The organism is Neptuniibacter marinus, assembly GCF_965223595.1.
In the GTDB taxonomy this organism is placed as follows: domain Bacteria; phylum Pseudomonadota; class Gammaproteobacteria; order Pseudomonadales; family Balneatricaceae; genus Neptuniibacter; species Neptuniibacter marinus.
Genome location: NZ_OZ245004.1, coordinates 608103 through 624083, shown reverse-complemented (window position 1 = coordinate 624083; position 15981 = coordinate 608103). Strand labels below are relative to the sequence as shown.

Sequence of the window (15981 nt, the reverse complement as noted above, 5' to 3'; positions counted from 1 at the left end):
CACGCCGTGTCCAAGATGATGGTCTTCACCGGCAATGCTAACCCGGAACTTGCGCGAAAAGTAGTTGATCGCCTTGATATCCCTATGGGTAAAGCAAATGTTGGTCGTTTTAGTGATGGCGAAGTAAGCGTTGAGATTCAAGAAAACGTCCGAGGTAAAGATGTTTTTATTATACAATCTACCTGCGCGCCAACGAACGACAATCTAATGGAACTGATTGTACTTGCGGATGCTCTTCGCCGGGCATCAGCTTCACGTATTACAGCGGTTGTACCTTACTTTGGTTACGCCCGCCAAGATCGTCGCCCCCGCTCTGCTCGTGTACCTATCACAGCAAAAGTGGTTGCAGACATGATGGATGCTATTGGTATCGACCGCGTTCTTACGGTTGATCTCCATGCAGACCAGATTCAGGGATTCTTTAGTGTTCCTGTGGATAACGTTTACGGTTCACCTGTACTACTGGATGATATCGTTGACCAAGAATACGACAATATAATGGTTGTTTCGCCAGACGTAGGCGGTGTAGTACGCGCCAGAGCGGTTGCTAAACAACTTGATTGTGATCTTGCCATTATCGACAAACGTCGTGAGCGTGCAAATGAATCACAAGTTATGAATATTATAGGTGATGTTGAAGGCCGTACCTGCGTACTTGTCGATGACATGTGCGATACCGCAGGCACGCTGTGTAAAGCAGCTAAAGCGCTGAAAGCAAACGGTGCAGCACGCGTAGTTGCTTACGCGACTCACGCAGTTCTTTCCGGTCCTGCTGTTAGCAATATCACCAACTCAGATTTAGATGAATTTGTTGTCACTGACACAATCCCTCTTTCTGAAGCAGCCGCTGGCTGCAGTAAAATTCGCCAGCTAACACTCGCGCCACTGCTTGCAGAAGCCGTTCGCCGTGTTTGTAACGAAGAATCTATCAGCGCAATGTTCCGCTAAGGTAACACTTACAACAATCGCTGATACAGCGCTCGCCACGAAGCGGCGAGCATATTGCCCATAAGGGCCAAATACTGCAAAACTTGGTCGCAAGGTTTTGCAGTTTGTTTATTTAAAGGTATTAAAATGTCTAACTTTGAAGTAAATGCAGTAGCACGTGAAGATGAAGGGAAAGGTGCGAGCCGCCGCCTACGTCGCACAGGTCTTGTTCCTGGTATTGTTTACGGTGGTGATAAGCGTAAAAAGCCAACAGCCATCGCAATGCCAAATAACGAGCTAATTAAGCTACTAGCAGACGATGCTTTCTACTCATCCATTGTTACACTAAAACTAGATGGCAAAGATGAGCAAGTGATCCTAAAAGATCTACAGCGTCACCCTGCTAAACCTGTTGTACTACATGCTGACTTTCAGCGTGTAACTAAATCCAGCGCGATCAAAATCACTGTTCCTGTTGAATTTATCAACTTTGAAAAATCACCTGCATCTAAAGCAGCTTGCAAATTTGCATCTGAGAAAAACACAGTTGAAATTATTTGCCTAGCAACAGATCTACCAGAAAGTTTGGTAGTTGACCTATCTGATTGCGAAACAGACAAAGTACTTCACTTATCAGACATCACTTTGCCTGCAGGTGTTGAGATCGTATCTCTTCGTCGTGGCGGTGATCATGATCAAGGTATCGGTTACATTTACGCGCCTCGCGGCAACAAGTAATTTACCGGTAACAATGCACTAGCATGAAAGACAAGATTCAGCTAATTGTTGGCCTCGGTAATCCTGGCGATAAATATGCACAAACTCGTCACAATGCTGGTGCAGAGTTTGTCGAGCAGCTTGCTGCTCGACATCTCACTCCCCTAAAGCCCGAAAAGAAATATCATGGGCTTTACGCTAAAGCTAATATTAATGGTTCAATTGTACATTTACTCGTACCTACAACCTTTATGAATTTGAGCGGCCAATCCGTTTCAGCATTAGCAAACTTTTTTAAAATCCCACCTGAATCAATTTTAGTCGCCCATGACGAACTTGACCTGCCCCCAGGCATTGCTCGCTTTAAATTAGGCGGCGGACATGGTGGACATAACGGTTTACGAGATATTATTAGTAAACTTGGCAATAATAAGAATTTCTACCGCTTACGTATTGGAATAGGCCATCCCGGCCATAGCAGCCAAGTAAGTGGGTTTGTATTAAATAAAGCTCCAGCAAAAGAACGCGATGCAACTCTAACAGCAATAGATGAAGCAGAACGTCATTTGGAGTTAGCCATTACCGGCGACTGGGCCAAAGCAATGAACCAGTTACATAGCTTTTCAGCCAGCTAGTTTCAACTAACAGGAATCAATCATGGGTTTTAAATGCGGTATTGTTGGCCTGCCTAACGTAGGCAAATCTACACTTTTTAATGCGCTAACCAAAAACGGTATTGCCGCCGAGAATTTCCCATTTTGCACTATCGAGCCAAATGCCGGTACCGTAGCAATGCCCGATCCTCGTTTAGACAAATTAGCGACAATCGTTAACCCTGAGCGTGTTCTACCAACAACTATGGAATTTGTAGATATTGCAGGGCTCGTAGCAGGTGCATCAAAAGGCGAAGGGCTAGGTAATAAGTTTTTAGCTAACATCCGTGAAACCGATGCCATTGCACATGTAGTGCGCTGCTTTGAAGACGATAATGTTATCCATGTCGCTAACCGCATCGATCCCCTCGCTGACATAGAAATTATCAACCTTGAACTCGCTTTAGCTGATTTAGACTCTGCAGAGAAACAATTACAACGTATACAAAAAGCAGCTAAAGGTGGCGATAAGGAGGCTGTCGCACAAAAAACTATTCTAGAACGCTTGATCCCGCATCTAGAAGAGGGGTTACCTGTTCGATCTTTAGGTCTAAACGATGATGAGATGGCCATCGCAAAGACTTTCCATATGCTAACCGTCAAACCAACAATGTATATTGCCAATGTTGATGAAGATGGCTTTGAAGACAACCCTCATCTAGATAAAGTTCGTGAGTTAGCCGCGACAGAACAAGCGGGTGTTGTGGTTGTCTGCAACAAACTCGAAGCTGAAATTTCAGAATTAGATGACGAAGAACGTAACGAGTTTCTTGAAGACCTTGGTATGGAAGAGCCTGGATTAGACCGTGTTATCCGAGAAGGCTACAACCTACTAGGTCTGCAAACCTACTTTACCGCAGGCGTAAAAGAGGTTCGCGCTTGGACGGTTAAAGTCGGCGCAACAGCACCTCAAGCCGCGGGGGTTATCCATACCGACTTTGAAAAAGGCTTTATCCGCGCCGAGGTTGTTAGCTATGAGCACTTTATTGAGTTCAATGGCGAAAACGGCGCAAAAGATGCTGGGAAATGGCGCTTAGAAGGTAAAGACTATATTGTTCAAGATGGTGATGTTGTCCATTTCCGTTTTAACGTCTGAACAAAAAATCACCAAAAAAAGCCGACACTCATTGTCGGCTTTTTTTATTCATTTTTTTCTGTTTTTTTCCTAGATAACCTATTGACAGATAAACCTAAAAAGCGAATAATGCGCGCCTCTGAAGCGTTGGCAATATAGCTCAGTTGGTTAGAGCATCGCATTCATAATGCGAGGGTCGCAGGTTCGAGTCCCGCTATTGCCACCATGTTTCAGATAATGCTGGGGTATAGCCAAGCGGTAAGGCAACGGGTTTTGATCTCGTCATGCGGAGGTTCGAATCCTCCTACCCCAGCCACTATTTAGGCACTAACTGTTCACGTTAATCAAAAATGGCATTAACGAATATTAGTTAAACTATGTAATTTTAGTTCTGCTTAAACCTTCGGTCAGTTTAAAACTACCATCTTCTACATGTAGACTTTTTCAGCATAAAAATCGCTTTAGTTGTTAATCTTTATAGATTGCCCCCTAAAGATAAGCTGTGAATTCTATCCTTTTTGGGGTATAGCCAAGCGGTAAGGCAACGGGTTTTGATCTCGTCATGCGGAGGTTCGAATCCTCCTACCCCAGCCATTTATTAGACTTCAATCAAAGCCATCTATAATTTCCTTCCCTATCTGCTTTAGAAACCTGACAACAACAAATAAACCGGATATATTTAACGATGCTCATATTGATGGGCTGAAGATTTTAAAGGAATTAAATTCTGGAGCTTAAGCACACATGTCTCAGGTTATTGAAGTCGATGACAGCACAACGCTGGAACAATATGGTACGAATCCGCCCCGTAAACAACGCTTGAGACGTAATGTACAACTCCTTTTCTTAGGCTTATCTGCCGAAGAAACAGCACCACTTATAACGCTGCTACGTACATCGAGAATATCTCCCCGTGGTAAACAGGTAAATAATGAAACAGAATTTCTCAGCGCTCTCAGCGAGCGATCTTGGGATCTAATTCTATGTACTATAGATCGTGGCGAATTCACTTCAAAACAAGCTATCAGCCATTTGAAACGCCTAGATAAAGATATTCCTGTTATACAGATAATTCCTAGCTCCGACAGTCAGTTACTCCTGCAAGGCTTAAAAAATCATATACAAGCAGTTGTACCTTTAGATGAAAAAGAATTGGTACTAATCAACATTAGACGTGAACTGGATAATCTTGATAACCGCCGTCGATTACGAGCTGCCGAAGCCTCATTGGCAGAAGCAGAAAAACGAGCAGAAAAACTAATGCTCAGCTCGAAAAACGCAATTGCATGCTGCGATCAAGGCACACTAGTTTGCATCAATGAAAGCTTTCTTGATCTCTTTGGCTTTGAAAGCAACGAGCAAGTAGAAGGCAAGCCTTTGACTGATTTCCTGAACTTTGAGGATCAGAAAAAATTTACCGAGCAGTTAAATAATATGAAAACCCAACATCTGAACGAAACAGAGTTACAGCTCAATGTTCAGAGAAGCGACCGGACAGAATTCATAGCAAATATAGAGCTATCCATGATAGAGCGTCACGAGAAACCTCTTCTTCGCGTCTTATTCCGAGTTGATGACCACCATGTAGGTGGTCTGCTAAACGAAGATCTCGACTACATCTCCGGGTTATTCAATAAGAGCCATCTCAACAAACAACTCGAGCAGATAACCCAAAGAGCGCAACGTGGTGGCAATGATTGCTCTTTACTCTACATAGAGCTTGATCAGCTCCAACAAATTAAAGAAAAGCGCGGCCATGAAGGAAGCGATCAGCTAATACGCGATATCTCAGCGCTTCTACACAAAAAAGTTAACAAAGCTCATTTACTAACACATCCAGAAGAAAGCGCCTTTGTAATCATCTTCAAAGACCCGCATGTAGAGAAAGCCGAAGCCTTTGCTAAAAAGCTATGCCAGTGCATAGCAAAAACCTGTGCGACTATATCGGGCATGGAGGTACAATCAACCTGCTCTATAGGCATCACTGTCATTAACGACAGCACTCCCCCTCAAGATGAATTATTAAATCGTGCGAAAATGGCAATTGCTGACCTTAGAAAAGAAAAAGGCAATGGGAATGGCGTTAAACTACATATCCCTCAAGCAGCCATTATTGAAGAGAAAGATGATGAGTACGAAAAAATTCGCTCTTTAATCGACCAACAGAAATTCAGGTTACTCTACCAACCTATAGTGAATCTCACCTCTGATGATCACAATGAGCAGTACTATGAAGTCTTGCTGCGCTTACTGGATGATGAGCAAAATATACTGACGCCTGGTGATTTTATGACCACTGTTGAAGATTCCGAAGCATCAATAAAGGTTGATCGTTGGGTAATTGAACATAGCCTCATTCAGCTTAAGAGATCACTTAATCAAAAAGTCAAAAACACACTCTTTATCAATATATCCGCACACGTATTAAGTGATACAAAATTACTTACTTGGCTATCCGGTGTACTTAGAAAAAATAATATTCCAGCAGAGCGATTGGTTTTCCAAATTAGTGAATCCGATATAGCTATTTCACCTCGCCAAGCGCAAGCTTTTACGGAGAAGCTACAAAAAATTCATTGCAGGGTCTGTATTAAGCATTTTGGCAACGCACTCAATGCCAACGACATACTCTCTATGGTGCACTCTGATTTCGTCAAACTTGATGCATCTTATACACAAGACCTCAACAATACACCGGAACTCGATGAACAGTTCTATAGCCTAATCCAGCAGTTAGGAAGCCTCGGTAAAATATCTATTGCGCCACAAGTAGAAGATACAAAAGTCATGGCATCATTATGGAAAGCCGGTGTCGATTACGTACAGGGTAATTATTTACAACCACCGAAAGAAAAAATGGATTATGATTTTTTCGCCGAACAGTAGCTCTGAAACGGAAGACTCTATATACAAAAACAGCCCAGTGAGGGCTGTTTTTTGATAGGTATACGTCTTACTCTTGCAGCGTATCTCGGTCACGGAAACCAATAAGATACAAAATACCATCTAAGCCTAAGGTAGAAATGGCTTGCTTTGCGCTCTCTCGAACTAGAGGCTTAGCACGAAAAGCTATACCTAAACCCGCGATAGAGAGCATAGGCAGGTCATTCGCTCCATCACCAACGGCAATAGTCTGCTCTAAACGAATACCTTCTTTCTGCGCAATTTCACGAAGTAGCTCAGCTTTGCGCTCGCCATTAACAATGGCGCCTTTAACTTCGCCAGTTACTTTACCCGTCTCATCAATATCAAGCTCATTCGCATAAACATAGTCAAAGCCCAGCTTATCCTGTAAACGAGATGCAAAATAGGTAAAACCGCCCGATAGGATCGCCGTTTTAAAACCTAGCACTTTTAAGTTCGAAACTAACTCTTCAGCACCTTCAGTCATAGGTAAACGTTCAGCTATAGCTTCTAACACAGATACATCAAGCCCCTTCAACAACGCCATACGGCGGCGGAAGCTTTCGTTAAAGTCAATCTCTCCACGCATTGCTGCTTCAGTAATCTCAGCAACTTGAGTACCGACACCCGCTTCTTTGGCTAACTCATCGATCACTTCTGCTTCGATCAACGTTGAATCCATATCAAACACAACTAAACGGCGGTTACGACGATAGATATTATCCTCCTGGAAGGCGATATCTACATCAAGATCACTCGCAGCGGTTAAGAACTCTGATCTTAACTTTGCCGCATCAGCTGGCGCACCTCGAACAGAAAACTCAACACAAGCTTTTGTTTGCTCACAACTATCACTTAAACTGATACGTCCAGAAAGGCGGCTTATATTATCAATATTAAGGCTATGCTGGGCCGCGATATCTGTCACCCGCGCTATTTGAACCGAACTCAGCTTACGCGACAGCAAGGTAATAATATGACGTGATTTCCCCTGCCCCTCAACCCAAGTTTCATAATGACTCTCTTCTACCGGTTGAAATCGGATATTCATATTTAGCTCATGAGCCTTAAACAGAATATCTCTTAGCAAAGGCGAGGATTCAGCGGCTTTGGGTACTTCAATCAAAATACCTAGCGACAAAGTGTCATGAATAACCGCCTGACCTATGTCTAAGATATTGATCTGAAATTGAGCAAGTATAGAAGTAATAGCAGAGGTAACCCCAGGCTTATCCTCACCCGAGATATTAAGCAGAATAATCTCTTTCATCAAAAGCGGTTCCAGTGGAATCTCATATTGGCGCTGATTATAACAAAGCCCTTATGCAGGGCCTATTACATCATTGCAACGTCGTTATCTTTTTTCTTGCTTAACCTTAAGGCCTTTTTGCTTACCTTTGAGCTTCGGCTTAGCGGCTACTTTTCTTTTTTTGGCTTTCTTACTTTTCCCTTTCTCACCACCATTAAAAGCCATTAGCTCTTGCTCGGCGGGCGACAATGCATTTTTAGCTGAAGGCTTGCTTTTATTAGTAGCAATTCGCCTTTTAGGCCCACTGTCATCAGAAGACGTATTTTTTCTACGTGACTTCGCAAGCGCTGCCCGCTGAGATCCTTTACGAGGATGGGACTTATCATCGCCACTTTTCATCGGACGATTACCCCATTCATTGCGCTGTCCAGGCAACTTCCCTTCACTGGTCTGATCCCCTATCTTCCCTTCAGCCAATAGTTCACGGGTGGTCTTTTTCTTTTCTCGTTGCTGATCAGCAAGCTCAAAATCGATCTTACGTTCATCGAGGTCAACACGTACAACTTTAACGTTTAAACGATCACCCAATTTAAAGGTTTTACGTGTCCGCTCGCCAACTAAACGCTGCTTCGCTTGATCAAACACATAATAATCACCCGGAAGAGCTGTTATATGTACAAGCCCTTCAACAAATAAATCATCTAACTCTACAAATACACCGAAACCAGTAACCGCGGCGATAACACCTTCATATTCATCCCCTACATGCTCCTGCATATATTCACACTTCAGCCATGCAACAACATCTCTGGTCGCATCATCCGAACGGCGTTCAGTCATAGAACAGTGTTCCCCTAACTCCAACAGCTGTTCCATATTATAGGAACAAACAAGCTCAGGATTTGGAACAAACCCTTCAGGTCGACGAATAGAGGTGTTTTCTCTATTCGAGTGTATCGCTGATCGAATCAATCGATGAACAAGTAGATCAGGGTAACGACGAATAGGCGAGGTAAAATGAGTATAAGCAGGATATGCCAAACCGAAATGACCTTGATTATCTGGACTATAAACCGCTTGGCGCATAGATCGCAGCATCATAGTTTGAATCAAATGGCGGTCTGGCCGCTCTTCAATCCATTCTGCCAGTTCTTGGTAATGTTTAGGTTCAGGCTTATCCCCACCTGCTAAGTTAAGCCCTAACTCGCCTAAATATGCTCTAAGATTTTCTAGTTTCTTCTCTTTAGGACCTTCATGTACACGATAGATAGCTGGGATATCTAATTTATTGAAGAAGCGAGCTGTTGCTACGTTTGCACACAACATACACTCTTCAATTAACTTATGAGCATCATTACGATGAACAGGGATAATCTCCTCTATCTTACGATTCTCACCAAAGATCATTCGGGTTTCGGTTGTTTCAAAGTCAATCGCCCCCCGAATATCACGTGCCCTACGCAAGGAAAAATAAAGGCTATAAAGATCTTCAAGGTGCGGTACAACGTTGGCATACTCTGCACGTAGTTGTTTGGACTCACCCTCATCGGGTTCCATCAACATTTTGCCTACTTTTGTATAAGTCAGCCGTGCATGAGAGCAGATAACCGCTTCATAAAATTTATAACCCGACAGAACACCTTTCTCACTAATGGTCATCTCACACACCATAGCCAAGCGGTCTACCGCAGGGTTTAATGAGCAAAGGCCGTTGGAAAGCAGTTCAGGTAACATAGGCACAACAAATTCTGGAAAATAGGTAGAATTTGCTCGTTGAAAAGCCTCTTTATCTAACTCTGTTCCTGGTCGCACGTACCAAGAGACATCAGCGATGGCGACCCATAAACGCCACCCTCCTGACGCTTTCTTCTCAGCATAAACCGCGTCATCAAAATCTTTAGCATCTTCGCCATCGATCGTCACTAAAGGAAGATCTCGCAAATCAACTCGATTTAACTTGGCATTTTCTTCCACTTCGGCTGAGAGCTCACCAATTTCTTGACGAACCTGATCAGGCCACTCATGAGGAATTTCATAGTTATGGATAGCAACTGTTATCTCCATACCTGGTGCTAAATGATCACCCAACACCTCAACAACTCGCGCTTTAGGAAGATCTCTTTTACCCGGCTGACTGATCAACTCAGCAACCACCAGCTGGCCATCTTTATAAAGAGCTGGGTTTTCTGGGTCAGGAACAATCATAATCTCTTGGGTAATACGTTGATTTTCTGGGCGCAGATAACCAAAACCCTCTTGCCCACTAAAGCGCCCAACAAGCTTACGCGTATTACGCGCCAGCACCTCAATAATTTTGCCTTCTCTTCGCCCTTTAAAGTCAACGTTTATTTCTTGAACTAGGACCTGATCCCCATCAAAGACTTGGCGCATCTGTCGAGGGCTCAACTTCAGATCATCACTGCCATCTTCAGGTTTCACAAAGCCAAAACCATCTCTATGACCAATCACGCGCCCTTTGATAAAAGACATTTTATCCATCAAGGCAAATTCATTGCGTCGATTGGTCATCAACTGCCCATCTCGACACATTGCCTTTAAACGAAAGAATACTGCATCACGACTTTCCTCATCCTTAACCCCCATCTCATCACACAGTTGAGCGTGTCCTACGGGCGCGCCCCTCTCCTGCATAAACTGCAACATAAAATCCCGACTAGGTACGGGATTATTATATTTCTCCGCTTCTAATGCGGCCTGAGGGTCATTTTTAGTCCAATCGTTACTCATAGAGTTCTCAAAGCAAATATAATCAAAAAGGCCTTAATCAGTAAAAGCATACCATGCCTTATAAAAAGCCAAAAACATGGATATAAGATAGCAGAAAAGATAAAAAAGCCGGCGTTTTTGCCGGCTTTTTGAAAGGATTAAGGACGATCATCAATCTCCTGCTCTTTCTCCTCTGGCGGCATGAGATCTTCTTTACATACATTCATAGCCATCAGCACATTAGCTGCGACATAAATAGATGAATAAGTACCCACAAATACACCAACCAGTAAGGCAACAGCAAACCCATGTATCATCTCACCACCAAACACAGCTAATGCAACAAGCACCAGCAAAGTGGTCATTGAGGTCACCACTGTACGTCCAAGCGTCTGACTCAACGATACATTCATTATCTCAACTGCACTTTCCTTACGCATCTTGCGGAAGTTTTCACGAATGCGGTCAGAGACAACAATAGTATCGTTAAGCGAATAACCGATAACCGCTAGGATCGCAGCCAGTACGGTTAAGTCAAAATCAAGTTTAAACAGGGCAAAGAAACCCAGAACAATCAATACGTCATGCGCTAATGCAGCAACAGCACCGATAGAAAACTTAAGCTGGAAACGAAAAGCCACATAAACCATGATCATAAACAAGGCCAGCAACATGCCTAAACCACCTTGTTCACGCAGCTCTTCACCTACCTGAGCGCCAACAAATTCATTACGACGTAATGTTAGCGTTTGTGTTTCGCCATCTTGCAGTGCCGCAAGTACTTTATCGCCCAGCTTAGGATCATGATCCTGCCCCAAACGAATTAGTATATCGGTAGGTGAACCAAAGGTTTGTACAACCGCATCGTTGTAACCAACTACTTTTAACTGATCACGTATTTTGTTCAGATCCGCTGGCTGCTCATAACCAATTTCAACCAAACTACCGCCGGTAAAGTCCAAGCCAAACTTAAGGCCATTTACGGCTAAAGCGCCAATAGACACAACCAGCATAGCAATGGAGAAAAACGCGGCTACTTTACGCAGCCCCATGAAGTTATATATTTTATATGTAGACATCATCAGACCCTCAAATAGACAGCTTAGTGAGCTGACGATTGCCATAAGTAAGGTTAACCAACGCACGGGTAACAAAAATGGCTGTAAACATAGAGGTTAAAATACCCACAGACAGAGTGATCGCAAAACCTTTAACTGGCCCTGTACCCATCGCAAATAAGATAACCGCAGCAAGTAGTGTGGTGATATTGGCATCCAAAATAGTCGTAAACGCTCGACCAAACCCAGAGCTAATTGCGGATTGAGGTGGTAAACCGTTCGCTAGCTCCTCTTTAATACGTGCAAAAATCAACACGTTGGCATCCACCGCCATACCGACTGTAAGCACGATACCGGCTATACCTGGTAGCGTTAGTGTTGCCGATAACATAGACATAATGGCAACCAATAAGACTAAGTTAAACGTCAAAGCGATATTAGCCAGCAAACCAAACACTCGGTAATAGATAAGCATAAAGATAAGCACAAGTGCTAAACCGATCTGAACCGACATCACACCCATCTCGATATTCTGCGCACCCAAGCTAGGCCCGACTGTACGTTCCTCTACAAAGTAGATAGGCGCAGCAAGCGCACCCGCTCGAAGTAATAAAGCTAATTCAGAAGACTCTCCAGCGCCATCAAGCCCCGTGATTCTGAACTGATTACCCAGTACAGATTGAATCGTCGCTAAAGAGATAATCCCTTTCTCTTGATAGCGAACAGTTTCAGCAACCTGCTCACCCTCAATACTTTTATAAACCGTACGCTCTTTATCCTCTACGAATAAAACAGCCATACGACGTTGAACTGCATTTTTAGTGGTGCGAGCCATAAGCTCACCACCTTTAGAATCCAGCGTAATGTTAACTTGAGGCTGACCATTTTCATCAAATGACGACTGCGCATTAGCAACATTATCACCTTTAATGATGATATCTTTTTCAAGTGTTGCTTTACGGCCAAGGTCACTTCTAAACTCATACACTTCTGTACGCGCAGAACTTGCCCCGCCTTTCGCCTCTAAACGGAATTCCAGCGTTGCTGTTTTACCAATAATTCGTTTCGCCGCTGCGGTATCCTGAATACCTGGAAGTTGAACAACAATACGGTTCCGGCCTTGACGCTGAACCAATGGTTCCGCTACGCCCAGCTCATTCACACGATTACGCAGTGTTGTTAAGTTCTGTTTAATTGCATACGTTTCAATATCACGTACAGCTTGTTCTGTCAGATTAATGACTGTGTAAAAATCACCATCACGGTCTTCACTTGAAACAACAAATTCAGAATATTCCTTACGCAATAAATCGATTGAGCTATCGCGATACTCAGCAGAGGTAAATTTAACAGCTAATCCACCATCATCTAAGCTATCCATCTTCCGATAACGCAGTTTCTCTTCACGCAAACGGCCTTTAATCTCAGACGCATAATTCTCAAGCTTTTGAGCGACAGCTTTAGGTAAATCAACTTCAAGTAAAAAGTGCACACCGCCACGAAGATCCAAGCCCAGCTTCATTGGGCCTGCTCCCATAGATGTGAGCCAATCGGGTGTTGTAGGTGCCAAATTCAAAGCGACAATATAATCATCGCCAACTGTTTTACTAATAACGTCTTTAGCCTTTAACTGATCATCGCCCGTTGCAAAACGAATCAGACCAGCATTTTTGCTAAGTTCTGAAGATTTAAAAGCAACACCTTCACTTTCAAGCGAAGCGGTAACTTTATCTAATAAAACCTGATCAACTTGGAAAACATCTCTACTACCGGTCAACTGTACTGCATAGTCATCCGGGTACAGGTTAGGCGCTGCATATAAACCGCCAAAAACCAAAACAAATAGAATAAGAAGATTTTTCCAGAGGGGGTATCGATTGAGCATGGGTGCCCTTTCCCAATTAGAAACAGAAACACCGTGACCTATTTAGGTAACGGTGTCTGTGAATTAGCTTAAATGCTCTTAAGAGTGCCTTTTGGCAGAGCCGCTGATACATGTGATTTCTGGAACGTTAATTCCGTGCCTTCACATACTTCAAGAACAACATAGTCATCATTTAAATTAACTACTTTGCCCAAGACGCCACCAGCAGTGATCACTTCATCGCCTTTGCTAATGCCGTTCAATAGCTCTTTATGCTCTTTTGCACGCTTAGCCTGTGGGCGCCACATAAAGAAGTAAAAAATAAGACCAAAGCCCACTAAAAACAAAATATTGAACATACCAGATTCCATTGGGGCACCGGCAGCACCTTCAGCAAAAGCTGGAGAGATAAAGAAGCTCATTCGTTACTCCTAAAAAGTAAAATATAAATATTATCGTTATAAACTATTAAATCTATATGGAGTCAAGCTGAGGAGTTTCAAGGCCTCGCTTACTATAAAATTCATCCACAAAGTCGCTCAATTTACCCTGTTCAATGGCTTGACGCAATCCAGCCATAAGTACCTGATAATAATGCAGGTTGTGGATAGTATTGAGTTGAGCACCTAATATTTCTTTACACTTATCTAAATGATGCAGATAAGCTCGACTAAAATTTTGGCAGGTATAGCAATCACAAGTAGGATCTAAGGGGCCTGTATCTGTTTTGTGAACTGAGTTTCTTATTTTAACTACGCCTGTATCAGTGAATAGAAAGCCATTACGCGCATTACGTGTAGGCATCACACAATCAAACATATCTACACCGCGACGCACTGCTTCAACTATATCTTCGGGCTTGCCTACCCCCATCAAATAACGGGGCTTGTTAGCCGGCATTTTATGCGCAAGATGATCAAGTACTTTAACCATCTCGCCTTTAGGCTCACCTACAGAAAGACCACCAATAGCGTAACCATCGAAATCGATCTCTTCCAACCCCTTCAGGGACTCGTCACGTAAATTCGGATACATTCCGCCTTGCACAATACCAAACAACGCGGAAGGACTATCACCATGAGCATCTTTTGAACGTTTAGCCCAACGCATAGAAAGGCGCATTGATTCTGCGGCTTCCAATTCCGTGGCAGGATAAGGCGTACACTCGTCAAATATCATAACGATATCGGAACCCAAATCACGCTGTACCTGCATGGATTCTTCCGGCCCCATAAACACTTTTGAGCCGTTTACAGGAGACTGAAAAGTAACCCCCTCTTCAGTAATTTTTCGCATTTTACCTAAACTAAAAACCTGAAAACCGCCGGAGTCAGTCAAGATAGGCCCTTTCCACTGCATAAAGTCATGCAGGTCGCCGTGCTGTTTAATAATCTCGGTGCCTGGACGAAGCATCAGATGGAAAGTATTACCTAGAATAATCTGAGCACCTGTTGCCTCTATATCTCTAGGTGTCATCCCTTTTACTGTGCCATAAGTACCCACAGGCATAAATGCAGGAGTTTCAATCGTTCCTCTAGGAAACTGCAAACGGGCGCGTCGCGCTTTTCCATCTTCAGCAATCTTTTCAAACTGCATAAAACATTGTCTAGTCATCATTACCTCTTAACTTTGCAGTTCCGATTGCGAATCTGATTGTCGTGTTAAATACATAGCGTCCCCATAACTAAAGAAACGGTAGCGCTGTTCAACCGCCTCTTGGTAAGCCTTTTTAATATGTTCATAACCAGAGAAAGCGCTCACTAACATCAATAAGGTCGATTCAGAAAGATGGAAGTTGGTGATCATTGCATCAACTGATTTGAACTCGTACCCCGGAAAGATAAAAATATCACTGTCTCCAAAAAAAGGTTCAACCTCCCCCTTTTGGCTAGCACTTTCTAAACTACGTACACTGGTTGTACCCACTGCGATAACACGCCCACCATTAGCCCTTGTTTCTCGCACTAATTCACAAACCTCTGCACTCACTTCAATATATTCAGAGTGCATAACATGCTCATCAATGTTATCTACTTTGACCGGCTGAAAAGTTCCCGCACCAACGTGCAACGTCACGAAAGCCTGCTTAACACCTTTAGCCTCCAGATCAGCCAATAGCTGATCATCAAAATGCAAACCGGCGGTAGGTGCTGCAACCGCTCCGGGCTTCCGGTTATAAACCGTTTGGTAACGTTCCCTATCTGATAGTTGATCTTCCCGTTTCATATAGGGAGGCAAAGGCATATGTCCATGCTCTTCCAACAGATCAATGAGGCTGCCATCAACCAAAAACCGAAGTTCAAACAGGTTTTCATGTCGTGCAACCATCTCGGCTTCAATACCACCATCAAGCATCAAATGAGAGCCGGGCTTAGGCGAACGGCTAGATCGAATATGAGTAAGTGCACGCTTACTATCTAAAACCCGTTCAACAAGCACCTCAACACGTCCACCTGAAGCTTTCTGGCCAAATAAGCGCGCGGGGATAACACGAGTATCATTAAAGACCATCAGATCCCCAGGTTGTATAAATTGCAGCACGTCTCGAAACTCACCGTGCTTCAGCTCGCCACTATCACCATTTAAAGATAATAACCGGCTAGCGCTGCGTTCCTTTAGCGGAAAGCTTGCAATAAGCTCTTCAGGAAGCTCAAAATAAAAATCTTTTACCTGCATGCAGAGAATTCTTCACATTAGAGTTGAAAATGTAGTCAGAGGGCGCGGATTGTAACGGAAAGAAGACTTTTTTTCAGTTTTTCATCAGTATTGATTGACGAAAGCGCTCAGATTTCTATAATACGCCTCTC

The 15981-nt window shown here is 43.4% G+C and carries 12 protein-coding genes and 3 tRNA genes; 8 read left to right on the top strand and 7 right to left on the bottom strand.

The window, feature by feature from the left end; translation table 11 throughout:
* Positions 1–6: 6 nt before the first annotated feature.
* From ACOQOE_RS02925 to ACOQOE_RS02890, 8 genes are all read left to right on the top strand, one after another.
* Positions 7–948 carry a ribose-phosphate pyrophosphokinase gene (locus ACOQOE_RS02925; RefSeq protein WP_067866576.1) on the top strand — a complete coding sequence of 314 codons (942 nt, stop codon included), beginning with the start codon at positions 7–9 and terminating at the stop codon, positions 946–948.
* A gap of 126 nt (positions 949–1074) precedes the next feature.
* Positions 1075–1665, top strand: coding sequence for a 50S ribosomal protein L25/general stress protein Ctc (locus ACOQOE_RS02920; RefSeq protein ID WP_067866578.1), 591 nt, complete (start codon positions 1075–1077; stop codon positions 1663–1665).
* A gap of 23 nt (positions 1666–1688) precedes the next feature.
* Positions 1689–2279 (top strand): aminoacyl-tRNA hydrolase, encoded by a 591-nt coding sequence (gene pth / locus ACOQOE_RS02915; RefSeq protein WP_067866581.1) that lies wholly within the window; start codon positions 1689–1691, stop codon positions 2277–2279.
* 22 nt (positions 2280–2301) lie between these two features.
* Entirely contained in the window at positions 2302–3393 is a 1092-nt protein-coding gene (gene ychF / locus ACOQOE_RS02910) for a redox-regulated ATPase YchF (RefSeq protein ID WP_067866583.1), read from the top strand.
* Between the two features lie 128 nt (positions 3394–3521).
* Positions 3522–3598, top strand: a tRNA-Met gene (locus ACOQOE_RS02905).
* 15 nt (positions 3599–3613) lie between these two features.
* Positions 3614–3688, top strand: a tRNA-Gln gene (locus tag ACOQOE_RS02900).
* Between the two features lie 203 nt (positions 3689–3891).
* Positions 3892–3966, top strand: a tRNA-Gln gene (locus ACOQOE_RS02895).
* 150 nt (positions 3967–4116) lie between these two features.
* Complete coding sequence (locus tag ACOQOE_RS02890) at positions 4117–6258, top strand: EAL domain-containing protein (RefSeq protein WP_067866585.1); 2142 nt, start codon at positions 4117–4119, stop codon at positions 6256–6258.
* A gap of 67 nt (positions 6259–6325) precedes the next feature.
* Here the strand turns inward: ACOQOE_RS02890 and serB are convergent, their stop codons facing one another.
* The 7 genes from serB to queA form a co-directional block, all read right to left on the bottom strand.
* Positions 6326–7546 (bottom strand): phosphoserine phosphatase SerB, encoded by a 1221-nt coding sequence (gene serB, locus ACOQOE_RS02885; protein WP_067866587.1) that lies wholly within the window; start codon positions 7544–7546, stop codon positions 6326–6328.
* An 84-nt stretch (positions 7547–7630) separates the two neighbouring features.
* Positions 7631–10273: a ribonuclease R gene (rnr, locus tag ACOQOE_RS02880; RefSeq protein ID WP_067866589.1), complete on the bottom strand. Its 2643-nt coding sequence runs from the start codon at positions 10271–10273 to the stop codon at positions 7631–7633.
* 137 nt (positions 10274–10410) lie between these two features.
* Positions 10411–11331, bottom strand: a complete 921-nt coding sequence (secF, locus tag ACOQOE_RS02875) for a protein translocase subunit SecF (RefSeq protein WP_067866591.1) — start codon at positions 11329–11331, stop codon at positions 10411–10413.
* A 10-nt stretch (positions 11332–11341) separates the two neighbouring features.
* The gene (gene secD / locus ACOQOE_RS02870; RefSeq protein ID WP_067866593.1) at positions 11342–13195 is read right to left on the bottom strand and encodes a protein translocase subunit SecD; all 1854 of its coding nucleotides are present in this window, start codon (positions 13193–13195) and stop codon (positions 11342–11344) included.
* Between the two features lie 68 nt (positions 13196–13263).
* Positions 13264–13596: a preprotein translocase subunit YajC gene (gene yajC / locus ACOQOE_RS02865; RefSeq protein ID WP_067866595.1), complete on the bottom strand. Its 333-nt coding sequence runs from the start codon at positions 13594–13596 to the stop codon at positions 13264–13266.
* A 52-nt stretch (positions 13597–13648) separates the two neighbouring features.
* The gene (tgt, locus tag ACOQOE_RS02860) at positions 13649–14788 is read right to left on the bottom strand and encodes a tRNA guanosine(34) transglycosylase Tgt (RefSeq protein ID WP_075107949.1); all 1140 of its coding nucleotides are present in this window, start codon (positions 14786–14788) and stop codon (positions 13649–13651) included.
* A gap of 9 nt (positions 14789–14797) precedes the next feature.
* Positions 14798–15850 carry a tRNA preQ1(34) S-adenosylmethionine ribosyltransferase-isomerase QueA gene (gene queA / locus ACOQOE_RS02855; RefSeq protein WP_067866599.1) on the bottom strand — a complete coding sequence of 351 codons (1053 nt, stop codon included), beginning with the start codon at positions 15848–15850 and terminating at the stop codon, positions 14798–14800.
* Positions 15851–15981 lie beyond the last annotated feature (131 nt).